This is a genomic window from Streptomyces ambofaciens ATCC 23877 (assembly GCF_001267885.1).
GTDB lineage: Bacteria > Actinomycetota > Actinomycetes > Streptomycetales > Streptomycetaceae > Streptomyces > Streptomyces ambofaciens.
In genome coordinates, this window is the sequence record NZ_CP012382.1 from 4,950,064 (window position 1) to 4,975,047 (window position 24,984).

The 24,984-nt window shown below is 74.2% G+C and carries 22 protein-coding genes; 12 read left to right on the forward strand and 10 right to left on the reverse strand.

What is annotated here, in order from left to right; translation table 11 throughout:
- Position 1: 1 nt before the first annotated feature.
- Complete coding sequence (sdhC, locus tag SAM23877_RS22185; RefSeq protein WP_079030355.1) at positions 2 to 382, reverse strand: succinate dehydrogenase, cytochrome b556 subunit; 381 nt, start codon at positions 380 to 382, stop codon at positions 2 to 4.
- Positions 383 to 561: 179 nt separating this feature from the next.
- Positions 562 to 1,137 carry a 2-oxo-4-hydroxy-4-carboxy-5-ureidoimidazoline decarboxylase gene (locus SAM23877_RS22190; protein ID WP_053136016.1) on the reverse strand — a complete coding sequence of 192 codons (576 nt, stop codon included), beginning with the start codon at positions 1,135 to 1,137 and terminating at the stop codon, positions 562 to 564.
- Positions 1,138 to 1,418: 281 nt separating this feature from the next.
- Between SAM23877_RS22190 and SAM23877_RS22195 the strand changes: the two genes are divergently transcribed.
- The 8 genes from SAM23877_RS22195 (at position 1,419) to SAM23877_RS22230 (ending at position 9,312) form a co-directional block, all read left to right on the forward strand.
- Positions 1,419 to 2,996 (forward strand): beta-N-acetylhexosaminidase, encoded by a 1,578-nt coding sequence (locus tag SAM23877_RS22195; protein WP_053136019.1) that lies wholly within the window; start codon positions 1,419 to 1,421, stop codon positions 2,994 to 2,996.
- Between the two features lie 121 nt (positions 2,997 to 3,117).
- The gene (locus tag SAM23877_RS22200) at positions 3,118 to 3,696 is read left to right on the forward strand and encodes a hypothetical protein (protein ID WP_053136022.1); all 579 of its coding nucleotides are present in this window, start codon (positions 3,118 to 3,120) and stop codon (positions 3,694 to 3,696) included.
- 87 nt (positions 3,697 to 3,783) lie between these two features.
- Positions 3,784 to 4,422 carry a hypothetical protein gene (locus SAM23877_RS22205; protein WP_053136025.1) on the forward strand — a complete coding sequence of 213 codons (639 nt, stop codon included), beginning with the start codon at positions 3,784 to 3,786 and terminating at the stop codon, positions 4,420 to 4,422.
- A 147-nt stretch (positions 4,423 to 4,569) separates the two neighbouring features.
- Positions 4,570 to 4,956: a hypothetical protein gene (locus SAM23877_RS22210; protein ID WP_053136028.1), complete on the forward strand. Its 387-nt coding sequence runs from the start codon at positions 4,570 to 4,572 to the stop codon at positions 4,954 to 4,956.
- 664 nt (positions 4,957 to 5,620) lie between these two features.
- Entirely contained in the window at positions 5,621 to 6,238 is a 618-nt protein-coding gene (locus tag SAM23877_RS22215; protein WP_053136031.1) for an RNA polymerase sigma factor, read from the forward strand.
- On the forward strand, positions 6,235 to 7,074 hold the full coding sequence (locus tag SAM23877_RS39175; RefSeq protein ID WP_159041993.1) for a hypothetical protein: 840 nt from the start codon (positions 6,235 to 6,237) through the stop codon (positions 7,072 to 7,074). The genes SAM23877_RS22215 and SAM23877_RS39175 overlap by 4 nt, the downstream gene beginning before the upstream one ends.
- A gap of 373 nt (positions 7,075 to 7,447) precedes the next feature.
- Positions 7,448 to 8,110, forward strand: a complete 663-nt coding sequence (locus tag SAM23877_RS22225; protein ID WP_053136037.1) for an RNA polymerase sigma factor — start codon at positions 7,448 to 7,450, stop codon at positions 8,108 to 8,110.
- Positions 8,110 to 9,312, forward strand: coding sequence for a hypothetical protein (locus SAM23877_RS22230; protein WP_053136041.1), 1,203 nt, complete (start codon positions 8,110 to 8,112; stop codon positions 9,310 to 9,312). Before SAM23877_RS22225 ends, SAM23877_RS22230 begins: the two co-directional genes overlap by 1 nt.
- 220 nt (positions 9,313 to 9,532) lie before the next feature.
- On the opposite strand, the gene SAM23877_RS22235 is transcribed toward SAM23877_RS22230, so the two are convergent.
- Positions 9,533 to 10,375 (reverse strand): L,D-transpeptidase family protein, encoded by an 843-nt coding sequence (locus SAM23877_RS22235; protein WP_053136044.1) that lies wholly within the window; start codon positions 10,373 to 10,375, stop codon positions 9,533 to 9,535.
- Between the two features lie 293 nt (positions 10,376 to 10,668).
- Between SAM23877_RS22235 and SAM23877_RS22240 the strand changes: the two genes are divergently transcribed.
- A complete protein-coding gene (locus tag SAM23877_RS22240) occupies positions 10,669 to 12,267 on the forward strand; it encodes an acyl-CoA mutase large subunit family protein (protein WP_053136047.1) in 1,599 nt (532 codons plus the stop codon).
- 78 nt (positions 12,268 to 12,345) lie between these two features.
- Positions 12,346 to 12,996 carry a leucine efflux protein LeuE gene (gene leuE, locus SAM23877_RS22245; RefSeq protein WP_053136050.1) on the forward strand — a complete coding sequence of 217 codons (651 nt, stop codon included), beginning with the start codon at positions 12,346 to 12,348 and terminating at the stop codon, positions 12,994 to 12,996.
- Positions 12,997 to 13,006: 10 nt separating this feature from the next.
- Here leuE and SAM23877_RS22250 read toward each other — a convergent pair whose 3' ends face one another.
- Positions 13,007 to 14,413, reverse strand: a complete 1,407-nt coding sequence (locus SAM23877_RS22250; RefSeq protein WP_053136053.1) for an FAD-dependent oxidoreductase — start codon at positions 14,411 to 14,413, stop codon at positions 13,007 to 13,009.
- A 71-nt stretch (positions 14,414 to 14,484) separates the two neighbouring features.
- Between SAM23877_RS22250 and SAM23877_RS22255 the strand changes: the two genes are divergently transcribed.
- A complete protein-coding gene (locus tag SAM23877_RS22255) occupies positions 14,485 to 15,135 on the forward strand; it encodes a TetR/AcrR family transcriptional regulator (RefSeq protein ID WP_053136056.1) in 651 nt (216 codons plus the stop codon).
- Here SAM23877_RS22255 and SAM23877_RS22260 read toward each other — a convergent pair.
- Both SAM23877_RS22260 and SAM23877_RS22265 read right to left on the reverse strand, forming a co-directional pair.
- A complete protein-coding gene (locus SAM23877_RS22260) occupies positions 15,120 to 16,088 on the reverse strand; it encodes a class I SAM-dependent methyltransferase (protein WP_053136059.1) in 969 nt (322 codons plus the stop codon). The genes SAM23877_RS22255 and SAM23877_RS22260 overlap by 16 nt on opposite strands.
- 195 nt (positions 16,089 to 16,283) lie before the next feature.
- Entirely contained in the window at positions 16,284 to 17,192 is a 909-nt protein-coding gene (locus tag SAM23877_RS22265; protein WP_053136062.1) for a class I SAM-dependent methyltransferase, read from the reverse strand.
- A 381-nt stretch (positions 17,193 to 17,573) separates the two neighbouring features.
- Here SAM23877_RS22265 and SAM23877_RS22270 point away from each other — a divergent pair, with 381 nt between their 5' ends.
- The gene (locus tag SAM23877_RS22270) at positions 17,574 to 18,659 is read left to right on the forward strand and encodes an acyltransferase (protein ID WP_053136065.1); all 1,086 of its coding nucleotides are present in this window, start codon (positions 17,574 to 17,576) and stop codon (positions 18,657 to 18,659) included.
- 243 nt (positions 18,660 to 18,902) lie between these two features.
- Here SAM23877_RS22270 and SAM23877_RS22275 read toward each other — a convergent pair whose 3' ends face one another.
- The 4 genes from SAM23877_RS22275 to SAM23877_RS22290 all read right to left on the reverse strand — a co-directional run bounded on the left by SAM23877_RS22275 (position 18,903) and on the right by SAM23877_RS22290 (position 24,972).
- Complete coding sequence (locus tag SAM23877_RS22275) at positions 18,903 to 20,258, reverse strand: polysialyltransferase family glycosyltransferase (RefSeq protein WP_053136068.1); 1,356 nt, start codon at positions 20,256 to 20,258, stop codon at positions 18,903 to 18,905.
- Positions 20,259 to 20,261: 3 nt separating this feature from the next.
- On the reverse strand, positions 20,262 to 21,227 hold the full coding sequence (locus tag SAM23877_RS22280; protein WP_053136071.1) for a glycosyltransferase family 2 protein: 966 nt from the start codon (positions 21,225 to 21,227) through the stop codon (positions 20,262 to 20,264).
- A 143-nt stretch (positions 21,228 to 21,370) separates the two neighbouring features.
- The gene (locus SAM23877_RS22285; RefSeq protein ID WP_107408672.1) at positions 21,371 to 23,710 is read right to left on the reverse strand and encodes a polysaccharide pyruvyl transferase family protein; all 2,340 of its coding nucleotides are present in this window, start codon (positions 23,708 to 23,710) and stop codon (positions 21,371 to 21,373) included.
- Complete coding sequence (locus tag SAM23877_RS22290; RefSeq protein WP_053136074.1) at positions 23,707 to 24,972, reverse strand: hypothetical protein; 1,266 nt, start codon at positions 24,970 to 24,972, stop codon at positions 23,707 to 23,709. The genes SAM23877_RS22285 and SAM23877_RS22290 overlap by 4 nt, the downstream gene beginning before the upstream one ends.
- Positions 24,973 to 24,984: the final 12 nt, after the last annotated feature.

Genomic DNA, 24,984 nt, shown 5'->3' on the forward strand with positions numbered 1-24,984 from the left:
GTCAGCTCCCGAACAGTTCACGAGCGGCGTGGCCGAGGACGGGGTAGATCGCCCCGACCATGAGCACGACCCACAGGGCGACGACGGTCCAGAGCATCTGCTTCTGGTAGCGGGCGCCCTTGACCCAGAAGTCGACGGCGATGACACGCAGGCCGTTGAGCGCGTGGAAGAGGATGGCGGCCACGAGGCCGTACTCCAGCAGCGCGACGATCGGCGTCTTGTACGTGGCCACGACGGTGTCGTAGGCCTCGGGGGACACCCGCACGAGAGCGGTGTCCAGCACGTGAACGAACAGGAAGAAGAAAATGAGGACGCCGGTGACTCGATGAGCCACCCAGGACCACATTCCTTCCCGGCCGCGGTACAGCGTTCCAGCCGGCACGGAAGTTTCCTCCGGGAGCGGTGATTGGGGCCGCGCCGGCTTTCCTTGTCGGTCGGGCCCGGCCGGGTACGGTCCACCGGCCCCCAGCATCGTAGCGACGGTTACCTGCGGCGCTTACGGGGGGCCTGCTTGTGTGATCAAAGTTGCACTCAAAGGAGCAGTGGCCGACCGCGGGGCGGCTATCGCGGCGGGGGGCCCGGCGGGTTCGCCGGAAGCGGGTCACCCGTGCCGGGCCCGGCCTGCGCGGCGCGGCCGGCGGCGTCGCGTTCCCGCCCTCCGGCGATGCGGGTCAGCCGCCCCCTTGCCAGGAGGCGCAGCTCCTCGAGGGCGATCAGTCGTTCCTCGTCGGGATCGTTCGCCAATCGTGACCGGATACCGGCCAGCACGTGGTTCAGGGCCTCGTCCGACGCCATGCCGTCCAGGCAGATGGCGAACACGTGCCCGAAGCGCGCCTCGTAGGCCGCGTACGCCGCGCTCAGGGCCGTGTACGCCGCCGCGTACGTGTCCTCGGGGAGCGGCGGCAGCGTCTCCGCCGCCAGGGCCTGGGCCAGGTCGTCCGGGGACAGGTCGTACGCCGCCTCGTCCGCGGCCGCCAGCAGGGACGGCAGGTCGGGGTAGGGGCGGTGGGAGGTGAGGCGCTCGGCCCAGTGACCGCTGTTCAGGCAGGTCAGGAGCGTGGCGACGGCCTCCTCGGCCGGGGCGGTGTTGAAGCGCTCCAGCGAGGAGGGGGTTACCGGTGTGGCGCGGGTTTGCACCGGTACCGGTATGGCCACTCGGCCGGGGAGGTCTGGAAGACGGTGCGCAGGCAGCGTGGGTCCTCGTGGGCGTCACGTGTGTGTCGGCAGGGGATTGTGCGAGAGATGTGGCGTCACGTTATCGAGTGACGGCATGGCGTGTCCGTCTGATGCCCGAATTTCACCCGAACGGGAGAGTTTCAGAACATGTGGTGGACACATGGTGGAGCTCATGACCCTAGGTTGGCGATGTGAGCGAGCACCGACGCCGGTCACCGGCGCACAGAGTCAGGCAGCGGGCCGTGATCGCCGGCACGGTGGTCGCCGCCCTCGGCGTGGGAGTGGGCCTGTGGGCCACCGACGGTGACGGGGACGGCGGGTCCGGGGACCCGGCGGCCCGGTCCTCCGGCGAGGCGGCCGCGCCCGCCACCTCACCCAGCCCCAGCCGCTCCTACGCGCTGTCGAAGGAGCCGAGCACCATCCCCGCGGTGCGCGAGCACACCCCGGCCCGCGGCCCCGGGTGGCAGGCGGAGAAGGCGCACCGCGTCGTCGTCGCCGACCCCGGCCTCGCCGACGAGGGGCGCCAGACGGCCGCCGAGCTGGGACTCACGTACGCCGGCGAGCAGGACGACCAGCGCGCCGGTGACCTGCTGCTGGACGTCCGGCAGGACAAGGGCGCGAACCCGGAGTCGTACACCATGACCGTGCGCGACGGCCGCGTCACCGTCACCGGGCCGGCCGAGGACGGCGTCTACTACGGCACCCGGACCCTGAAGCAGGCCGTGGACGGCGGTGGCACCGCGCCGGAGGGCGTGGTGAAGGACGAGCCGGCCAAGCCCAAGCGCGGGTTCTCGCTCGACATCGCCCGCAAGCACTACGACGCCGACTGGATCAAGGACCGGATACGCGAGCTCGGCGACCTGAAGTTCAACGAGCTGGGCCTGCACTTCTCCGACGACCAGGCCTTCCGCATCGAGTCCGACTCGCACCCCGAGATCGTCTCGGACGACCACCTGACCAAGGCGGAGATGAAGGAGATCATCGATCTCGCCGCCTCGCGCCACATCACCGTGGTCCCCGAGATCGACTCGCCCGGTCACCTGGGCGCCGTGCTCGCCGCCCATCCCGACCTCCAGCTGCGCAACGTGCAGGGCACCCCCACGCGCGGCGCGATCGACATCTCCAAGCCCGAGGCCGCCGAGATCGTCGACGACCTGCTGAACGAGTACGCCGACCTCTTCCCCGGCTCCCAGTTCCACCTCGGCGCCGACGAGTACCAGGCCCTCGTCGTGCCGGACCCCGAGGCGTCCTACCCGACGCTGGCCGCCGCCGCCCGCGAGGCCTACGGCTCCGGCGGCACCGTCGCCGACCTCACCACCGCCTGGCTCAACGGCCGGGCCGAGACGGTGCGGGCCCACGACCGCGTCCCCCGCGCGTGGAACGACGGCTTCTTCAAGGACACCTCCGTCGAGCCCCTGAAGGACATCAAGGTCGCCTACTGGACCGGCAAGGAGATCGGCGCCCGTCCGCCCACCGAGTACCTGAGCGCGGGCCGCGAGGTCCTCAACTACAACGACGAGTTCCTCTACTACGTGCTCGGTGAGCCGCAGACGTTCGTCTACCCGACCGGCGAGCGCATCTACGAGCAGTGGACCCCGCGCGTCCTGCGCGGCACCACGGCCGTCGACGCCAAGTACGACGACCAGATACTCGGCGGCAGCTTCGCGGTCTGGGGCGACATCCCGAGCGCCCAGACGCAGGCGCAGGTCGCCGAGGGCATCCGGCTGCCGCTGGCGGCGACGGTCCAGAAGCTGTGGGACCCGGGCGCGCCCGAGCTGTCCTGGGCGGAGTTCAAGTCGCTGGCGAACCGGCTCGACTGACCCGGCCACCGCGGGCGTCGGGCGGCCCGCCGGCACGGAGTTGCCGGATACGGCTGCGCACTCCCGTACGCCTGTGGTGGTCTTTGGGCGAGGCGAACCGAGACGCCGGGGGGACCGGGACATGGGCTACTGGGGGTACTACGTCGTGGGCCGCGCCGAGCGGCCGCTCGCGGAGCTGGACGCGCTGTCGGGCGCCGCGGACCTGACCCTGCGTCTGACGGCCCCGGACGGCTGGCAGGTGTGGGAGTTCCCGGGCGGCGACGGAGACGTCGGGAACATGAACGACCTGGCCGGGCAGACCGGCGCGCCCGCGCTGTTCGGGTACGTCATGGACAGCGACTGCGTGGTCGTGGAGGCGGCGGCGCCGGAGAGCGGGGCGTGGACGACCTGCCTGGTGCGGTCCGCGATGGCCGGGTACCTGGGCGCCGAGAAGGAGGGGCTCACGCTGGAGGACTACTTCCTGGAGCCCCGTGACGCCGCCGAGCGGGCCGTCGCCTGGGCCGCCGAGGCCGGGCGCACCGCGGACGCGGGGGAGTTGGCGGAGGTGCTGTCGGCCGATCCGGGCTTCGGTGCCGGTGAGGATGCGGATGCCGCCGATGCCGGTGCGGGCGCCGGGGCCGACGCCCGTACCGCTCTCGGTCCGGTGGCCGAAAACCTCTTCTTCCGCTTTCTGGACCGGCTGGGCGTGGTCCCCCTGTGACACTCCCGGGCCGTCGCACGCAGTAAGGGGAAGTGCGGGCTCCGTGCTGGTGGGCGGGCCGGAGCGGGAGCGACAGGGAGGCACCGGATGAGCCTGGTGGAACTGATCACGCGGGCCGACGCACGCGGACTCGCCGGGAGCGGACTGGCTTGTTTGGATCGGTGCGTTCCCCTGCTGGACGGCGACGACGAGGTCCTGAGACCCCTGTGGGCGGCCCTCGCCGGCGACCGGGTCGACGCCGGGGGACAGGACGGGGAGGACGCCCGGGGCGGGGACGGGACCGACTGGGCACGGGAACTGACGCGGGTGCGTGAGCGGCTCGCCGGCCCCGACGCCGACGGTGAGGACGAGGCGGTGCTGCTGGCCCGCCGGATGCTGGCCACCGCACCGGACACGTGCTCCGGCGCGCGGATACGGGCGTGGGCCGACGCCTGCTCGGTCGCCTCGCTCCGCATCCACCGGCTCCTCGACCCCGCCGCGGACCCCGCGGGCGGCCTCGGCCGGGAGAACGCCGCGAACGGCCGCACGGAGAACCGTACCGAGGGCCTCTCCCCGCTCGTGGCCGCCGAACTGCGGCGCCAGATCATCGTCCTGGAAGTGCTCGCCGGGCACGGCCCCGCCGGGCTGCGCCGGGCCGTGGAGGTCTCCACGGAGGGCCGCCGGGTGCTGCGCGCGGTGGTGTCCCGGCGGGCCCGCGGGCGGGGCCGGCCACCCGGCCGCATGTGACCGTCGTGCGGGGACGGCGCGGCGGCGGTGCGGCCGACGTGGCGGACGTGGGGCGGTCCTGCGCCGGTTGCGGAACGGGCGGCGCATCCCTGTGACGAAACGCCGCCCCGCGGCGCTCTAGCCGATGTGACTACTGTGACCAGCGGATTGACGACCCAGCAGGAGAACCGGCCGTCGGCCGCCGCGAAGCCGGTGCGGTGGGCGGCGGACGCGGTGGCCACGATGCGCGAGGGCGCCCGGCTCCGCCTGGACTATTCGGCGCAGAGCCTGTGGCGCGTCGACCGGGTGATAGACGGCATCCGGCGCGAGGGAGCGCCGTACGCCGCGGTGGAGACGGCGCTGCGCGGACTCGGCGCCTACGCGGGCGAGGTGATCGTGCGCCGGAGCGGTGGAGAGTGGTGGGCCACGGGCGGGGACCACTGGGTCCGCACCCCCGACGGCCGCCTGTGGGACCCGATCGACGAGGCCCGCCGCTGCTTCGCCGGCGACGGGTCGCTGCGGCTGCTGTGCCGGGACGCGGCGGCGGACGGCTGACCCGGGTCCCGGTCCGGTCCTGTGACACCCGGGGCGTCCCGTCCGCCGGGCCGGCGGCGGGTGCCGGGCCGCGGGCGCCGGCCTCCCGTCGCCGAGCGAAGGGACGGGTGGTCCGGGGAGCAGCGGGGCGAGGTGGGCGGCCTACCGCGCGCCGGTCGGATGCGGGCCCACGCACGGCCGTTCGTCCAGCGGGCCACGGCCCGCAACCGGCTGCCGCTGGACTGCTCCCCGGCCGGTCCGCGGATCGTGGACCTCTGATCGACGGGTCGCGCAAGGGCGGCGCCGACCACGAGCGGGCGCGCGGCACGCTGCTGGGCCTGGGCGCCTGCGCGGGTGAGTGCTCGCGCCGGGCGGGAGCGGAGCGGGTCGACTTCGACACCGGCCGACGGGCCTGCTTCCGGCAGCGGCCGGGTGCGGATGCCGGACGGGCGGGTCCGGAACCCGCTCGGCAGGGTCCACCACCGCCCGGCGGCAGGCGGCGCCGAGGACTCGCCGCACGCCTTCTGCCCCACCCCGCACGGGCGGTCCCGGCGCGCGCGGCCCGCCCGGACGTGAGGGCCGTACGGCGCGCTTCCTGTGACACTTCCGTGCGCGCCGACGCTGATGACCGTGGGGGCGGGCTCACCCGAGCACGCGGAGGACTCGGTACGGACGAGGACGGTTCTTGGGCCAGCGAGGGGAAGCCCGCCGCGTACAGGCGTACGACGGGGAACTGGGCGCGGCCGTCGCGCGGGCCCAGGAAGGTGACGAGGCCGCCTTCGCGGTCGCCTACCGGATCGTGCAGCCCGGTCTGCTGGGCTATCTGCGCGGGCTCGTCGGCGACGACGCCGAGGACGTCGCCTCGGACGCCTGGCTGGAGATAGCCCGCGACCTGCGGCGCTTCCGGGGCGACGGGGCGGGCTTCCGGGGCTGGACGGCGACGATCGGCCGGCACCGGGCGCTGGACCATCTGCGGCGCCAGAAGGTGCGCCCCCGGCCGACCGCACTCGAACAGGACGTACTGGACCTGCCCGGCCCGCACTCCACGCCCGACCAGGCGCTGGAGACGCTGTCCACGGAGGCCGCCCTGGCGCTGGTCTCGGGGCTGCCGCGCGACCAGGCCGAGGCCGTGCTCCTGCGGGTCGTCGTCGGCCTCGACGGGCCGTCCGCCGCCCGGGTCCTCGGCAAGCGGCCGGGCGCGGTGCGTACGGCGACGTACCGGGGGCTCAAGCGGCTGGCGCGGCAGCTCGGAGCCGACGGTGTGACGGATGAAGCGCCCAGGGCGCTGGGGGAGTCGACATGACAGGCTCCCACGGCGGCGGCCCGGTGGACCGAGCGGGAACGGAGGCGGCCATGGGCGCACGGCACGGCGACGACGGCGGCGCCGACCGCGCCGTTCCCCGGACCGCCGGGCGCGCCACCCCGGGGGCGGAGGGACTGCTCGCCGCCGCCCTGCGGGACGAGCGCGTCGGCGCCGAGGGCGAGCGGCGCGCCGTGGCCGCCTTCCGGACGGCCCGCGACGCGCAGCCGGGGCGGGCCGCGCGCACCCGCCGGCGGGACGACTGGCGTCCCCGTGAGCGGTGCCGCGCACGGCGCTCGTCGAGGGCCGCGCTCTCGGTGCTGCTGGCGAGCCTCACCCTGGGCGGCGTCGCCTACGCGGCGATCGGCGGGAGCGGCTCCGCGCCGGACGCCACCGCCCCGGACCGCGCCCGCCCCACCGCCGGCCCGGACGCCACCGCGGACCGGCACACCGCCGACCCGCTCCCCGTCGTGCCGCCGCCCGCCCGCACGGCCCCCGGTACGTCCGCACCGCCCGGCCCCGGCGCGACCGCCCCGGACACCGAGGCGGGCTGCCGTGCCTACGAGCGGCTGGAGGGCCGCGGCAAGGCGCTGGACGCCGCGGTCTGGCAGCGGCTCGTCGCGGCCGCGGGCGGTGAGGAGGGCGTCGCGGCCCACTGCGCCGCACAGCGCGCCCGGCAGGCCTCGCCGAGCACCGCGAGCGACCCGGCCGAGCCGGGCCGTGCGGGCATCCCCGCCGGGCCGGGGCGGTCGAAAGGCGACGCCGACGGCGGTGGCAAGGGAACCGGGGCGGAGAAGAAGGCGCAGCGGGCGGACCGGGCACCGGGCGGGGACGCATAGCCTCGATCACGGCGGCGAGCGGGGCGGCGATCACGGTGGCCAAGGCAACGGCCGGGGCCGCCACCCCCCACAGGAGAGGCCCCGGCCGTCGCGCGGCACGGGCCGCGCGGCGGCCCGTACTCCTTACAGCGCCGCGACTGCGTTTTCTGTCACACCTCACCGCGTCACGGCTTAGTTGCATCTTGCACGGCAAGGCGATGGGGACATGGACGAGCGGTGGTTTCAAGACGTAACGTGCCATTCGCGCCGATGAGCGGGGGCCTGTCTCCCGCATCCGACCAGCGGTGACCACCGCAACCACTCCTTGAGGAACCACGACGGCGAGTACCCGGTCCGCGTAAGCGGTTCCGGCTTAGGCGCGAAGAGAGGCTCGGTGCTGGGGGACGACGCGGAGCTGACCGCCGCGGTACGTGCGGCACAGGTCGGGGACGAGACCGCGTTCCGGACCGTGTACCGCGCGGTGCATCCGCGCCTGCTGGGATACGTGCGGACACTGGTCGGCGATCCGGACGCCGAGGACGTGGCCTCCGAGGCCTGGCTCCAGATAGCCCGTGACCTGGAACGGTTCGACGGCGACGCCGACCGGTTCCGCGGCTGGGCCGCCCGCATCGCCCGCAACCGCGCGCTGGACCACATCCGGATGCGCGGGCGCCGGCCCGCGGTCGGCGGCGACGAGACGGAACTGACCGGCAGGCCCGCCGAGTCCGACACCGCGGGCGAGGCCATGGAGGCCCTGGCCACCGACAGCACCCTCTCCCTCATCGCCCGGCTGCCCCAGGACCAGGCCGAGGCCGTGGTGCTGCGCGTGGTGGTGGGTCTCGACGCCAAGAGCGCCGCCGAGACGCTGGGCAAGCGGCCGGGCGCCGTCCGCACCGCGGCGCACCGCGGACTGCGGCGCCTGGCCGAACTGCTCGGCGGCGATCCGGAATCGGGCGGCGGGCTCGACGCCCTGCCGCCCCAGCGAGAACCGCGCGGCCACGCGGTGACGTCCGCGAGTGTGACGCATACGCGTGCGCGGACGCAGAAGGACATGTGATGGCCGACGAGCAGGACAGGTGGCTGGACCGCGCCACGGCGGAGATCTTGCTGCGCGGAGAGTCGCTGGAGGCTGTCGACCCCGCGGTCCGCGACCGGGCCGAACGACTCGCCGGGACCCTCGGCGCCCTCTCCGTCCCACCCGTGCCGACCAGCGGTGAACTCCCCGGCGAGGCCGCGGCGCTGGCCGCCTTCCGCTCGGCGCGCGCCGAGCGGTCCGACGCGCCGGAGGCGACGCCGGTCCACCCGGGGCGGGACGCCTCGGCGCCGCCCTCCGACGCCGGGCTGGTCCGCATCGGTCCTCGCGGGGACGGCGCCGGGCGCCCCCGGTGGAGTCGCCCGCTGCGCCTCGGACTGGCCGCCGCGCTGACCGTCGGCATGGTCGGCGGGGTGGCGGTGGCGGCCGGAACCGGAGTCCTGACGACGCCCTTCGACGGCACCGAACCCGACCCCGCGGCGACCGTGTCGGCCGCCACGTCCTCCGACGGCCCGCCCGCCTCGCCCTCGCCGCTGGACGGGGTGCAGGGCGGGGCCGGGCCCGGCCGGGACGGTGCGGAGAGCGGCGCGGGCGGCGGCACGGCCGGGGACCGCGACCCGGGCTCCGACGACCGGGCGGCGGCAGGCTCCGGCGGCGGACGTCCGGACCTCGCCGCGTCCTGCCGTGAGGTGAGGACCGGCAAGCAGCTCGAGGACGCGCGCAGGCGCGCGCTGAAGGAGGCGGCCGGAGGCGCGTCGCGCGTCGGCACCTACTGCCGGAGTCTCCTGGCCGGGGCCGGCACCGCCGCCCAGGACCGCGACGGCGCGCGAGACGCCGGGGAGAACCGCGAGACCCGGGAGACGACCCGGGAGCAGGACCCGCCACGGAACGACAAGAGCGACAAGGGCGGCAAGAGCGGAAAGAGCGACAAGGGGAGCAAGGGCGGCAAGAGCGGCAAGGGGGACGAGAGGGGCGGCGACTCCAAGGGCGGCGGAGGGGGGAAAGGCGACAGAGAGGGCAAGGGGGGCAGGGGCTCCGGAGAGGGCAAGGGCGGCAAGGGCGATGACGACGACGGCCACCGCGTGACCCCGCACGCCGGTCACCGGCACGACCCGCACGCCGGTCACCGGCACGACCCGCACGCCCCCTCCGCCTTCGGGCCCTCGCCGCAGCAGCGGCCCGCCTTCCCGGCGCATGCCGCGCTCACTCTCGCGAAACCGGCCTGACCTGCGCTTTCTCCGGAGTGAGGGAGATTTCTCGCCGCGGGTGTGACACTTTCGGCCGCCATGGCGCAGTAATGAGTGAGCCGACTGGTCATCGGCTTCCGCACCGAGCCGGGGTTCCCCCCGTACCTACGGCTCGTGCACCTCGGCGCGGGCGGGACACGTTCCCCCGGTCCCGTCCGCGCCCCATCCCGCCCCGCGGCGCCCCGCCTCCCACCCCGCCTCAGCGGTGTACGACGACCTTGTCGCCGTTGCGCACCTGGGCGTAGAGGTCCGCGATCGCCGCCTCGTCCCGCACGTTGACGCAGCCGTGCGAGGCGCCCGCGTAGCCGTGGGCGGCGAAGTCCTCGGAGTAGTGGACGGCCTGTCCGCCGCTGAAGAACATCGCGTACGGCATGGCCGAGTCGTAGAGCGTCGAGACATGGTGGCGCGACTTCCAGTAGACGTGGAACACGCCCTCGCGGGTCGGGGTGTACTGCGAGCCGAACCGCACCGGCAGCGTCGAGAGGGTCCGTCCGTCGACCATCCAGCGCAGCGTCCGGCTCGACTTGCTGACGCACAGGACCCGGCCGGTCAGACAGCGCGGGTCGGGCGCTGCGGCCGGCTGCCCGCCCATCAGGTACAGCTCCCACTTGCCCGGTTCGCGCGTCATCCCGAGCAGCCGCTGCCAGGTGACGCTGTCGGTCCGCCCCGTCCTGGGGAGTCCGCGCTTGCCCTGGAAGCCGCTCACCGCGCGCTCGGTCAGGTCGTCGTACGTCCCGGTCGGGCCGTCCACGAGCCACTCCACCTGACGCAGCCGCGCCTGCAGTTCCCGCACGTCCCGGCCGGTGTCGCCCCGCGTCCACAGCACCCGGGACCCGGCACGGGCGGGCGGCGCACCGGACGGGCCGGACCCCCGCGTGTCCTTCGACGGCGCGCCGGTGACGTCTATGCGCACCGGCGAGTGCCCCTCGCCGTCGGCACCGGTGCCCTGCACGGTGCAGCCGACCACCGCCAGCACGGTCCCGACGGCGACGGCGGCCGCCCTCCCGGCACTCCCCGCGCTCCCCATGCCCGTCGTACGCATCACGGCCCCCCGTCTTCCCACGGCTCACCCGGACGTCGTCCCCTGAGATGTTCCCCGCGCGGGACGCGCGGTGAACGGCGCGGCATCGCCGGGTCCGTCGTTGTGACCGGGGCCGCACGGAGGTTGTGAGCAAGGTCCCAGCGTGTGGCCCTCCACCGGGTGCACGCGCGCCGATACAGTCCGTCGAAGGGCGGGACCGTACCGGCGGGTAGGCGGCGGGTGGTCCGAGCGGCCCGGACGTTCGACCAGCCCGGCCGGGTTCCGGGCATGTGCTCAGCGGGAGGCATCACACCATGGCGCGCGAGTCGGGCAGCGCCCGATCCACCGAGAGCGGACTGCCCATCGAACCCGTCTACGGGCCCGAGGCCCAGGCGGACTGGGACCCGGCCGAGAAGCTGGGCGAGCCGGGGAAGTACCCCTTCACCCGGGGTGTCTACCCGTCGATGTACACCGGCCGGCCGTGGACGATGCGCCAGTACGCCGGTTTCGGCACGGCGACGGAGTCCAACGCCCGCTACAAGCAGCTCATCGCCAACGGCACGATGGGTCTGTCGGTCGCCTTCGACCTGCCCACCCAGATGGGCCACGACTCCGACGCGCCGATCGCGAGCGGCGAGGTCGGCAAGGTGGGCGTGGCCATCGACTCGGTCGACGACATGCGGGTGCTGTTCGACGGCATCCCGCTGGACCAGGTCTCGACGTCGATGACCATCAACGCCCCCGCCTCCCTGCTGCTCCTGCTCTACCAACTGGTCGCCGAGGAGCAGGGCGTCAGCGCCGACCGGCTCACCGGCACGATCCAGAACGACGTGCTGAAGGAGTACATCGCGCGCGGGACGTACATCTTCCCGCCCAAGCCCTCGCTGCGGCTGATCGCGGACATCTTCAAGTACTGCCGGGCCGAGATCCCGAAGTGGAACACCATCTCGATCTCCGGCTACCACATGGCCGAGGCGGGTGCCTCGCCCGCGCAGGAGATCGCCTTCACCCTCGCGGACGGCATCGAGTACGTGCGCACGGCGGTCGCGGCCGGCATGGACGTCGACGACTTCGCGCCCCGCCTGTCCTTCTTCTTCGTGGCCCGCACGACGATCCTGGAGGAGGTCGCCAAGTTCCGCGCGGCCCGCCGGATCTGGGCGCGGGTGATGCGCGAGGAGTTCGGCGCGAAGAACCCCAAGTCGCTGATGCTGCGCTTCCACACGCAGACGGCCGGGGTGCAGCTGACCGCCCAGCAGCCCGAGGTCAACCTGGTCCGCGTCGCCGTGCAGGGTCTCGGCGCGGTGCTCGGCGGCACGCAGTCCCTGCACACCAACTCGTTCGACGAGGCCATCGCGCTGCCGACCGACAAGTCCGCGCGCCTCGCCCTGCGCACCCAGCAGGTGCTCGCCTACGAGACGGACGTGACGGCGACCGTCGACCCGTTCGCCGGGTCCTACGTCGTCGAGAAGATGACCGACGACGTCGAGGCGGCGGCGCTCGAGCTGATGCGGAAGGTCGAGGACCTCGGCGGTGCGGTCAACGCCATCGAGCACGGCTTCCAGAAGAGCGAGATCGAGCGCAGCGCCTACCGCATCGCCCAGGAGACCGACTCCGGCGAGCGGGTCGTGGTCGGCGTCAACCGCTTCCAGCTCGACGAGGAGGAACCGTACGAGCCGCTCCGCGTCGACCCCGCCATCGAGGCCCAGCAGGCCGCACGCCTCGCCGCCCTCCGCGCGGAGCGCGACCGGCGGGCGGTGGACACCGCGCTCGCGGCGCTGAAGAAGGCCGCCGAGGGCGAGGACAACGTCCTGTACCCGATGAAGGACGCGCTGCGGGCGCGGGCGACGGTGGGCGAGGTGTGCAACGCGCTGCGGGAGGTCTGGGGGACGTACGTGCCCTCGGACGCCTTCTGATCCGGGGCGCCGCGAACCTCCTTCTCGGCGGCTGGGACACCCGCGCGGAGTGTCGTACCGCCGTGCGACACTCCCTCCATGTTCGGCGTCATCGATCTCCCCACCTACCTCGCAGGCCTCGCTCTGATCATCCTGCTCCCCGGTCCCAACTCCCTCTACGTCCTCTCCGTGGCCGCCCGTCGCGGCGTGCGCGCCGGGTACACGGCCGCCGCCGGAGTCTGGTGCGGGGACACGGTGCTGATGACGCTGTCGGCCGCCGGGGTCGCCTCCCTGCTGCAGGCCAACGCCTTGCTGTTCGGGATCGTGAAGTACATCGGCGCCGGCTACCTGACCTGGCTGGCGATCGGGATGATGCGGGCCGCCTGGGCGATGTGGCGGACGCGGCGGGAAGAGGCCTCACAGGGCGCCGCCGCGCCCTCGGCCGAGGACGAACGGCCGTTCCGCCGGGCCCTGGTGGTCAGCCTCGTCAACCCGAAGGCGATCCTGTTCTTCGTCGCCTTCTTCGTGCAGTTCGTCGACCCGGGGTACGCCTACCCCGCCCTGTCCTTCGTCGTCCTCGGCGCCTTCGCCCAGCTGGCCAGCTTCCTCTACCTCAGCGCGCTGATCTTCAGCGGCACCCGGCTGGCCGCGGCCTTCCGCCGCCGCAAGCGGCTGTCGGCGGGGGCCACCTCGGCGGCGGGCGCGCTGTTCCTGGGCTTCGCGGTGAAGCTCTCGGTGGCGAGCGCCTGACCGGCGCCGGTCAGCGCTGCCCGACCCGGGCCAGGTACCGCGCGAGGCCGTCCGCGGCCTCGGCCGCCCAGCCGACGTAGCCGTCCGGCCGTACGAGGAACAGCCCGGAGCCGTACGCCCCGGGTGCCGCGCCGCGCACCACCCGCACCCGCTCCGGTACGTCCGGCGCCTCGGCGCCCAGCGCCAGCAGGGTCCAGTGCGGCCCCCGGAAGGCGTCGAAGAGCCGGACGCCGTCCACCGTCCCGTCGGGGGCGCGGTCGCCGGCCCGCACGGCGCCGTCCGGGACCGCGGTCCGGGCCTCCGTGGTCAGGGACGAGCCCCGGTAGTTCAGCCCCAGCTGCCGGGTCGCCCCGCCCCGCCGCACCTCGCCGCGGTGGACGGCGGTCGACAGGCCGAGCATCTCGGCGGCGACCGGGCGCCGTTCCTCCTCGTAGCTGTCCAGCAGCGCGGCCGGGGCGCCGCCCGTGAGCACCGCGCCCAGCTTCCAGCCGAGGTTGTAGGCGTCCTGGACGCTGGTGTTCAGCCCCTGCCCGCCCGCCGGTGAGTGCACGTGCGCGGCGTCCCCGGCGAGGAGGACGCGGCCCGCCCGGAACCGGTCGGCCAGGGCCGCGCGGGGCCGGAAGTCGGAGGCCCAGCGCACCTCGGTCACGTCCGCGGGGGCGAGGTGCGAGCGCTCCGCGACGACCTTCCGGACGCCGTCCGGGGTGAGGTCCACGGTGGTGCCCTCCGGGAACTGCGCGACCACCTGGAAGTCCTCGGTGCCGGCCAGCGGGCAGACGGCGAGGAAGGCGGGGCTGCCGTCGGCGGGCGGGAAGACGTGCCAGTGGTCGCGGTCCAGCCCGCTGATCCGGGCGTCCGCGACCAGCATCGGGCTCGGGTCCACGGTCTCGCCGGTCATGCCGACGCCCAGGGCCCGGCGCACCGCGGAGCGGCCGCCGTCGGCGGCGACCAGGTAGCGGGCGCGCACGGCGGCGCCGGTGGCGAGATGTGCGGTGACGCCGTCCGCGTCCTGCTCGACTCCGGTGACCTCCCGGCCGAAGCGGACCTCGCCGCCCAGCTCCGCCAGCCGCGCCGCGAGGATCTCCTGCGTCCGCCACTGCGGCACCATCCACGGCTCGTTGTACGGCGAGTCCTCGCTCGCCTCGGCCGGGTCGAACATCTGGTGCTCGCCGACCCGCTCCCCGTTCTGCCAGACCATGCCGACGGGGTAGGTCCCGCCCGCCGCGCGGATCGCCCCGAGCACGCCGAGGTCGTCGAAGACCTCCATCGTGCGGGGCTGGAGGCCCTTGCCCCGCGAGCCGGGGAACAACCCTCCGGCGCGCTCCACGACCAGCGCGTCCACCCCGCGCCGGGCCAGGTCGACACCGAGGGCGAGACCGGTGGGGCCCGCGCCGACGACCAGTACGTCCGTGTCCACGGCACTCTCCTTAACGTTGTTAAGTGCTGTTGGGGTCCGAGGATGGACTTAACGGCGTTAAGCTGTCAAGCGTGGGTACGGAACGACGCGCCCCCCTCGACCGCCGACGGGTCGCGGACACGGCGCTGAGACTGCTGAACGAGGTGGGCCTGGACGGCCTGACCCTGCGCACCATCGCCAGGGAGCTGGACGTCAAGGCGCCCGCGCTGTACTGGCATTTCAAGGACAAGCAGGCGCTGCTCGACGAGATGGCCACCGAGATGTACCGGCGGATGGTCGCCGGGACCCCCCTGGACCCGGCCGACACCTGGCGCGAGCGGCTGCTGAAGGTCAACCGCGGCCTGCGCGCGGCGCTGCTCGACTACCGCGACGGCGCCAAGGTGTTCAGCGGCTCGCGGTTCACCGGCGCGGTCCACGCCGAGCAGATGGAGGAGAACCTGCGCCTGTTCACCGCCGTCGGCCTCACCCTCGCCCAGGCGGTGCGGGCGACCACGACGGCGTACGTCTTCACCCTCGGCTTCGTCACCGAGGAACAGGGCGTCCAGCCTCTGCCCGGCGAGCGCCGGGAGGGCTACGACCTGGACGAACGCGCCCGCCTGCTGGCCGCCCACCCACTGACGGCCGCGGCGGGCGCGGAGATCTTCACGGACTACGACCGGCACTTCGAGGAGGGGCTGGCCCTGGTGATCGCGGGGGTCGGGGCGGCCTACGGCCTCGACTGAGCCGCCCCGCGCGCCTTCGCCCGCTGCGCCGCCCGGTACCGGCGCACCGCACGGGTGACGACCGGGGGCAGCAGGTCCAGCGCGAGCCGGCGGGTGCGGTCACGCGGGGTCGCCGGACGGACCGCCGGACGCGCCTGCGCGGCCTGCCCCGGCACGGCCTCCGGCCGTCGCGCCGGTGCACCGGAAGCGGGGTGCCGTGAGGCCGGCAGCGAGGGCGGCTGCATCCGCTTGCCCTTGGCGCGGGCCCGGACCAGCCGGTGCCCGGCGGCCTGCTCCACGGTGACGGCGACGTCGTCGCGTCCGCGCAGCGCGGCGAGCAGCTCCTCCTGGACGGTTTCCGGATCGCCCCAGGTGGCGTACAGCTTCTGGCTGCTCAGGCAGACCGGGCGCAGCCCCCGGTTGAGCACGGCCTCCCATGCGGCGACGGCGACGCCCGGGGTGTGCTCGCTGCGGAAGTCGTCCAGGACGACGATGCCGTCCGGCAGCAGCAGTTCCCGGGCCGCGCCGATGTCGCCGTGGACGTGCTCGTACAGGTGCGAGGCGTCGATGTGGGCGAAGCGGCAGGTGCCGGGCCCGACCTCGTCGGTGATCGTGGAGCTGACGTCCTGGACGATCCTGGGCAGGGCGTCGTGGAAGGAGAGGTAGTTCCGCTCGAAGGCCTGCCGGGTGAGCGTGGAGTACGACTTCGCCGCCTCCGCCCGGTTGGCCGCGTCCGGCGGCTCCGTCTCGAACAGGTCGCAGACCGTGAGCGTTTCGCCGTCCCGCAGATGGTGCCCCAGCAGGATCGCGCTCTTGCCCAGGTAGGCGCCCAGTTCGAGCAGGTCGCCGCGGGTGCCCTGCCGCTCCTGGCGCTCCAGGAACCAGGAGAACAGCACCTGGTCGAGCGGCCAGAACCAGCCGGGGACGTCGTTCAGGTCGCCGGGGTACTTGTGCGTCTCTTGCGCAGTGGCCATGCAGGGAGGATGCCTCCTCGCCGACCGAAAAGGGGTCGGCGCGCGCGATCTGGTGTGAGGAAAATCGCACGAATCGCTCAACGCGTCCGCCCGGGCACCTTCCGTGAGTGCGGCGCCCAGGTCGCCGGGGGCGCGCGATCCGCCGCGGGCGCCCCGGTGTACGGCGCCCGCGCCGGAGCGCCCGGACGGGTCGGCTCAGGCCGCCCGCAGGTACGCCGAGTGGGCCGCCTTGCCCAGGTAGGTGAGGCGGGTGGCGTCCTTCAGGTGGTCGTCCAGGGCCTCCTTGATGCCGGGCCAGCTGGGGTCGCCGTAGTCGTCGAGGACGACGACCGCGCCGGGCGCGGCGATCTCCTCGGCCCACTGGAGGTCCTGGCGGACGCCCTTGGCCGAGTGGTCGCCGTCGACGACGATGACGCCGTACGCGCGGTCGGAGACGGCCTCCCGGGTCTCGGGGTCCTCCGAGAAGCCCCGCCGGATGCGGGCCGCCGTGCCCGCCGGGCCGGCCAGGGCGAGGTTGGTGCGCACGGCGTGCTCGTCCACCGGGGTGCCCGTCGGGTCGGGGCGCGGGTTGGTGCCCGGCTGGAGCTGCACGCCGGCGAAGGGGTCGACGATGGTCAGGCTCGGGCTGCGGCCGTCGCGCTCCATCATCCGGACCAGCCCGGTGGAGAACATGCCGTACAGCGTGCCTATCTCCAGGATCTCGTCGTTCGGCGGATCGAGCAGCGGGATCGTGCCGAGCTTGCCGCAGATGTTCATGGTGCCGCCCGCGATCCGGCCCACGCCCAGCGACTCCAGTGCCACCAGCAGCCGGTAGGCGGTGGCGACGTTGCGCACCGCCGCGTCGCGGTCGCCGGCCAGGGCCGCGACCTCGGCGTGCAGACGCTTGAGCGGGCCCTCGGCCACCACGCGGGACAGGCCGCGTCCGTGGGAGCCGAGAAGCAGCTCGGAGGTGAGCCGGTGGGTGGTGGCCTCCCGCACCGCCTCCCGCACTCCCTCCCGCACCGCCGAGCGGACCTGCCGCTCGACGCGCTGGTCGATGAGGTCGGCCACGGGACGCAGCAGGCGCCGGGCGACCGGACTGCGGAGCAGGGAACGGCTGTTCATGGGCAACGACCTCAATCCGTCACGGAGGTGAACGTGTGGGTACGTGGAACGCCTGTGGGGTGGACGGGGCCAGACTAGGGACGTCCCCGGCCGGAAACCGAGCCGTCGAACGGGCCACCGGGGGAACTTCTGCGGAACGCCGGATGACGCGGCGATGGCGGCACCCGGAGTTCACCGGAAGGTCACGCACGCGTGGCCGATGTTCATCCCGGGCCGGTTCCCGGCGCTCGCCGGCCCCTCGTAGCCTGCACCGATGTGCGCCGCGCGGCGCCGCCGCCGGGGGTGCGCGCGGGCGGACACCCCAACCCCTCCCGGGCCCGGCCGGAAACCGGCGGGCCCGCGCGTCCTGTCCGGGAGTGAGCACCCATCGCCGCCGAGCCCATGACCGCCGCCGAGCCCCTGCGCGGCCCCGCACCCGAGGGGACGCCGGCCCCGCGTCCCCGGGGGGAGCACCGCTACGACATCGACCTCGTCCGGGTCCTCGCCTCGGTCGGGGTCATCGTCTGCCACGCCGCGGGTGAACTCATGAAGTCCGTGGACCGCGACCCCTCGGGGGGCGGCCCCGTGTACTGGACCGCCCTCGTCGGGGACGCGCTGAGCCGGTGCGCCGTGCCGCTGTTCTTCGCGATCGCCGGCTGGGTGGTGCTGAGCGGGGCACCGCCCCGGGACGGCGGGCAGGTCCGCAGACGGCTCACCCGCATCGTCGTCCCCATGGCCGTGTGGACCGCCGTCTACCTGCTGTGGGACCGGGTCCGGGACGCCAACGCGGAACCCACCCGGGACCTCGCGTGGGACGCGCTGTTCGGCTCCGTACGCCCCGCCTTCCACCTCTGGTACCTGTACGCCTACGTCCCGGTCGTTCTGCTGCTCTCGGTCGTCCTCCTGATCCGGGCCGGGAAGCGTCCCTGGGGCGCGGGCGCCGTCCTGCTCGGCCTGGCGCTCGCCCCGACCCTCCTCGGTGACCTCGCGCGCCTCCTCGACGTCGAACGCCCGCCCTTCGCCTGGCAGTTCGGCGTCTACCAGATCGTGTACGCGGTCGCCGGCGCCCTGCTGCTGTCCCTGCCGGGTGCCGCGGTCACCGGACGGGGCAGGCGCCTGCTGTGGCTGGCCGGCGGGCTGTGCGCCTGGGGCGCGGTGGCCGTGTACGAGCACCGGGTGCACTTCCCGGGCCCGTACGCCTCCGTCGTCGTGGCGCTGCTGGCGGGGACCCTGCTGATGGCCCTGAACCGGATCAGGGTGCCCGAGCGGTTCCGCCCGCTGCTGGGCCGGCTCGCCGGGGTCTCCTTCGGCGCCTACCTGGTCCACCTCCTGTTCCTGGAGGCCCTCGCCCCGCGCGTGGTGTCGGCGGACGCCGGCTGGCCGGGTGCCGTCGGCGGGCTCGTGGGGCTGACGGTGGCCACGGTCGTGCTGTCCTTCGCCGCGGCCCTGCTCTGGACGCGGCTGCGGCTGGGCCGCTGGCTGGGCTGAGCCCGGACGGCGAACGCCCGAGCCCCCTTCCGCCGGCCGGCGGAAGGGGGCTCGGGCGTGACCGGCCGCTCTCGGGCGTGACCGGCCGCTCTCGGGCGTGACCGGTCGCTCTCGGGCGTGACCGGTCGCTCTCGGGCGTGACCGGCCGCTCTCGGGCGTGACCGGTCGCTCTCGGGCGTGACCGGTCGCTCTCGGGCGTGACCGGCCGCCCTCAGGCGTCGCCGGTCGTGCTCGGCGGCCGGGTCACTTCCGGCCGGCGCCGCGCCGCACCGCCCTGCGCACCACGCGCCGGGCCCGCCGCACCTGGAGCTTCGCGCGCAGCTGCGGCCGGCTGCCGGGCAGGCCCAGCTCGGTCAGCCGCAGCTCGGGGAAGTAGTACCGGGGGACGCTCGCCAGGTTGGCCCGCAGCCAGGTCTCCGTCGGCTCGCGCAGCTCGGCGTAGGTCTTGGGCTGCATGCAGAACCCGATCGCCCGGACCAGCGGCGACAGCGTCGCGGGGGCCGCGTCGATCCGCGCCGGGCTCTCCCCGAGCTCCAGGTCGGGCACCAGGTGGTCGACGACGGCCAGCGGCACGCGGTTGCTGTTGGGGTACGGCTTGAGTCGCTCCGTCACCAGCGCGGTCCCCACCCGGGCGATGGGCACGTCGTAGTAGGCCGAGGCGGTCACCATCGCCGTGGAGAAGCAGCCGACGACGAGTTCCGGCGCGCAGTGGTGGTACAGCGTCTCCGCCAGCAGCGGCGCGTCCAGCACGGTGAGCCGTACGCCCGCGTCCGCCGCCGCCTTGCTCAGCGCCGCCGTGTAGCCCGCGGGAGCCGTCGGGTGCGGCTTGAAGACCACGGACCGGTGTCCGGCGCGCGCGGCCCCGGTGAGCATGCGGACGTGGAGGTCCTCCTCCTCCTGCGCGCTGAGGATGTTGATGGCCGCCAGGTACTGGCCCAGCAGCACGGCCGTCGGCCGCTCCGCCACCACGGGTGCCAGCCGGGGGTCGTCCGCCGCGTCCCGGGAGATCTCGTCGAGCACCGCGCGGAACGCCGCGTCCGGGACGACCTCGGGCTCCACGCCGGACTCGGAGAGCAGCAGCGGCGTCAGACCCGGGATCAGGTCGAGGTGGAGCAGCCGCTGGATGCGGCGCGCGAGGGTCAGCGGCAGCTTCTCGCGGGTCGGGCCGTAGCTCATCAGGCCGTCGGCGTACACGTGCAGGGCGGCCTCGGAGAAGATCGCCGCCAGTGCGCGGGCCGGGTTGACCTGGATGGACTCGACGGCGAGCTCGACCAGGTCCCGCTCGCCGATGCCCCAGGCGAGCCGGAACGCCCTCTGCCACAGCGGCAGGTCGTTGCCGCGCGGGCCCCAGGAATTCGGGTGGTGCGGGCGGATCGCCTCGTTCCAGCTGATCACCGAGTCGAACCGGCCGGATATTCGCTCGTAGCCGTGCATCTCGTCGAGCCGCAGCGCGGTCTCGGGTATCGCGGCGTTGTTGGACACCAGCAGGATGCGCCGGGCGCCCTCGCGCGGCCCGAACAGGCCCGCGTCCAGCGCCGCGGCGAGGGTGGCCGCTCCGTACAGGGTGGACACCTGGAAGATCTGGGTCTTGTGGGGCATGGGTCAGGCAGCCTTCCGCCCGTCACGCAGGCGGCTGAGCAACCTGCTCCGAGTGCTGTCGATGGTCCTGAGGGTCTCGTCCAGCACGTGCTGGGGCATGCGGTGCAGCGCGTCCCGCGCCTCGTGCCGCAGCCGCTGCGCCGCCGACGCCTCGTACTCGTCCACCTTGCCGAGGTGGAAGGCGATCATGGCGCAGTACGTCCGTACCGCCTTGGGGAGGAAGCGCTCGGCCTCCGGGTCCCGCAGGAGGTCCTGCAGGAGCATGTCGTAGGCCGGGATGAAGTCCAGCTGGCGGGAGTCCTTGATCTGGGTGAGCGAGGTCGCGACGCCCCGCCGGTAGAACACCCCGTGCAGACCGACGGAAGCGTACGACGCCGCCTTCAGGTGCAGCCGCCAGATCCACAGCCGGTCCTCGGCGGTGCGCAGTTCGGTGGCGAAGCGCATCCCGCCGTCGTCGAAGAGGTGCCGGCGGTAGATCCCCGCCCAGACGAAGGGATAGTCGACCATCGTCTCCATGTGGGGCGGCGCTATGCCGTCGCGCGGATCCATCACGGTGTTGCGCACGGGCGCCGGGGGCCGCCGGATCACCCGCTCGGTGCCGGTGGCCTGGACGTGGTCGGTACGGGCGAAGTCGCAGCCCAGCTCCTCGGCGTAGGAGACCAGTTCGGCGAGGTATCCCGGTCCGTACCAGTCGTCGCCGTCGAGGAACGTGACGTACTCGCCCCGGGCCGCGTCGATGCCGCTGTTGCGCGCCTGGGCGATGCCCATGTTCTTCTCGTGCCGGATCACCCGCGCGGTGGGACGTTTCTCCGCCCAGCGGTCGATCGCCCATGGCGTGGCGTCCGTGGAGCAGTCGTCGACGAGCAGGAACTCGAAGTCCGGGTCCGCGTTGTTGGCCAGACTTCTCAGAGTGCTCTCGGCGAAGGCTTCCACATTGTGCATGGGGACGACGACGGACAGTTTCGGCACGCGGGCCTCTCACGCTCGAAGGTTGGAGAGAAAATCGGAGATTGGAACAGGCTAACTACGCTCCCGAAGTCAGCGGTGTCGAGGAAGGCGCCCGGAGGCGAACTCCGTTCGCAGCGGAAGTGAATTCTTGGTGTCGCGAGACGTCAGGACGGACCGAAGGTCTTCCGCAGTTCCTCGATGTTCGACCGGGTGGTCTTCCACAGGATTTCCTGCGCGGCGTGCACGTCGGCCACGGCGGCCGCGTGGTCGTCGAGGATCGACGACGCCCGCTCCGTGAGCCGGGGCCCCAGCTCCCGGTCGTGCACGGACAGCCCCCACTCCGGGCGGCCGATGTCGGACAGGAAGTAGGCGAGCTTGGGGTGCGAGACGAGGCTGAGGATCGGGGTGCCGCAGCCGAACGGGATCATCCCGGCGTGCCCGCGCATCCCGATCACCAGCCGCGCGCTGCCGTACAGCGCGCGGACGGTGTCGTTCGACATGTCGTACAGCTGCTCCACGGGCAGCGCGATGCCGTGTTCCCGGCGCAGGTCGTGCACGAACTTCTCGTCGGCCGGCATGTGGGCCGCGTACCGTACGTCGGCCCGCTCCCGCAGGCTGCGCAACGCGGTGGCCGTCTGCGTGAGGAAGTGGCCGTAGTCGTGGCCGAACCGCAGGCCCGCGCGGTCGTACGCACAGTTGACCAGGACGGTGTCGGACCGCTCCACCGAGGCGAACCGCTCCGGGTCCAGGCGCCGGGCCACCGTGGTCGGACAGGGCTGGTAGCGCACCCGGTCGCGCAGCCCGGCGGGGAGCAGCTCGCGGACCCGGTCGATGGAGCCGTGGTTGCGCAGCCCGAAGAACGCCGACCGCTCGACCAGGACCCGCAGGCTCTCGGCGAACCGGCCCCGGCGGTAGAGCTGCCCGTCGAAGACGTTGTAGCCGACCGCGAACACCGCCAGGGGCGCGCTCACGCGGGCCAGCAGGTCGTCCGGGATGTTCCACTGCCAGTGGCTGTTGCCGTTGGGGGAGGTGTCCGGGAGGAAGAGCCCGCCGCCTCCGACGACGATCCCGCGCCGCGCGTTCAGCTGCTCCAGTGCCTCCTCGTCCACCAGCCGGTGCACCGGCTGCTGGTACCAGCGGCGCGGGCCGGTGTCGTCCTCGAAGCAGCTGCGCACCGCCTCGGGCAGGACCTTGTCCCCGGCGTTCTCCTGTCCCTCCGCGAACAGCGCCACGTGCGCCAGCTGCCGCGCGGGGGTGTCGCCCGGCCGCCGCGGCTCGGGTACGTCCGGACGGGTGCGGACGTACCAGCTGTGGCAGCCGCCGTCCGTCGGGTCGGCGTCCAGGCCCTCGCGGGCGTAGGCGTGCGCCTGCGCCTCCCGCCCGCGGAGCCAGGCCAGGCGGGCGAGCTGCGCGAAGGCGCGGGGCGCGACGTCGGGGGAGGCCGCCGCCAGCAGCAGATGCGCCTCGGCCTCGTCGTAGCGCGACAGCGCCATCAGGCAGACACCGAGCGTCTCGTGGCAGCGGGGCGCGTCCAGCCGGTCGCCCACGACCGGGGCGAGCACCGCGACGGCCTCGTCGTAGCGGCCCTGCTGACGGTGGACGTCGGCGACCGTGCGGGCGAGGTCGAGGGAGGGGCGGGCGGCGAGCAGGGGCGGCGCGCAGTGCGCCAGCAGGTCGGGGTGCTTGCGGCCGGGCAGGGCGCAGTAGGCGGCCCGGAACTCCTCGTCGCTCATCTCGAAGCGGCGCCACGCCTCGGTGGCCGGACCGTACCCGGGTGCGCCGGTGCCGACCGGTCCGGTGAAGCGCAGGACGGCGACGTGTCCGGGCACCGGGGTGTCGTCGTGCAGGCGGCGGGCGAGGAAGTCGTACCGGGCGTCGAGCGGGGCCAGCGCGCCGGCGAGCGCCGGGCCGAGGTCGTCGCCGGTGACATCGGCCGGCCGGTCCGTCAGGGCGTCGTCCACGTCGGCACGCTGGATGACCAGCAGGCCGTCCGGCAGCACGGCACGTCGCTCCCCGGCCTCCCCGGCGCACAGCAACTGCCGTACGGCACCGACGCCGTGGCGCATCCGCAGCAGCTCGTCGAGGGAGCCCAGGACGATCGTGGCGGGGGTGAGGGCGACGACGGTGTCGTACCCCTCCAGCCGGAAGACGTCCGTACGGTCCTTTGCCCTCCGCGTGACGAGGCGGGGGTGCAGCCGCCGTGCCGCGTCGAACGAGGCGTCGGGCAGGCCGGGGTGGAGGACCACGAAGTCCTCGCACACCCCCGGGTTGGTCAGCGCCAGGCTGCGGAGCAGTGTGGCCAGGCCGGGCAGGCCGTCCCGGTCGGTGTGGACGGCGAAGGCGATCCGGCGTCTGCCGGTGACGGCGCTGCGGTCGTCCGCGACGGAGACGGAGCGCCCGGAGACGGAGGACCCGGGGACGGAAGACCCGGAGACGTGGGCCCCGGAGACGGAGGACCCGGAGACGTGGGACCCGGGGGAGGAGGGCTCGGGGGAAGGGGTCATCGCAGGGCGATCCTCATCTTGCTGTCGTCGACGTGCGTGGCGCGGTCCATGACCCATTCGGCCTCCCTCGGCCGCAGCCGGCCGGGCAGGGTGAAGCCGATCAGGTCCAGGCGAGGACTCGCGTCCAGGAAGTCCAGGAGCCTGAGCACGGTGAAGGCGGTCGTCGGGGCCGGGCCCCAGCCGTCCTCGCCCAGCAGCGCCGGGTCGCTCAGGGGCCGGCGCAGGGAGGCGTCACCGACGTGTTCCTGCGCTCCGGGCACGAGCCGCTGCCGGGTGGCGCGGCGCCAGTCGGCGGCCGGGTCGCCGAACACGAGCCGGACACCGGCCCGCTGCGTCCAGGCAGGCCCCTCCCACGGGGCGTCGCCCCGCAGCGAGACGGCGTGCAGACCGGTGCGCTCGCCGGTGCCCCCGGCGCGGATGCGGAAGGCGTCGCAGCGCACCACCAGGTCGTAGCGGTCGATCTCGGTGCCCAGCGCACTCCCGGCCACGTCGCCGGCGTTCGCGACCAGGCACACCGTCCGCCCCGCGACGAGGCCCCGCAGACCGCCGACGCCGATCGGCGTGCTGCCGCCCAGCGTCGGGTCCGGCATCCCGGGGCGCTCGACGAGCCGCCGGTAGCCGCCGTACAGCTCAAGGAGGCGCCGCACCGCGGGGTCGCCGGGACCGTGCTCGGCCACCATCGCCCGCACGTACGCGGCCAACCGCGGCGCGACGACCGCGGTGGTCGTGTCGGGCTGCCCGAGCAGGTCGCGCAGCGGCGCGCCGGCCTCGGGGAAGAGCGCGAGGGCCGCGTCGAGGCACTCGCGCCGGCGCCGCAGGGTGTCCGTCCTGCGGGCGACCTCGGGCGCGGGGGTGCCGCCGTTCAGCAGCGTGGTGTAGCGCTCGTAGCACTCCAGCGCCTCATGACCGCGGCCCAGCCCGTCCAGGGCCAGGCCGCGCAGCCGCCACGCCCCCTTGGACCGCCGCCGGATCATGGCCGACGTCTCGGCGACGCCCAGCGCGAGACGCAGTTCGCGCTCCCCGCCGGCCTCCAGCGCGCGCTCGCCGACCTGGAGCAGGGCGTCGAAGGGGTCGGCCGACGGGCTGTCCAGGGAGGCCGCGAAGGCCCCGATGGCCTGGGTGAGCCGGGCCCGCGGGGGAGCGGACCCCGCGCCCTGCGCCGCGAGGTGCTCCCCGCACAGGCGCATGCCCCGCGCGTACAGCGCCGGTTCGGCGGCCTCTTTCTGCCGCACCTTGAACAGTCCCGCCAGGGGCTTCGTCATGCCTTCCACCGT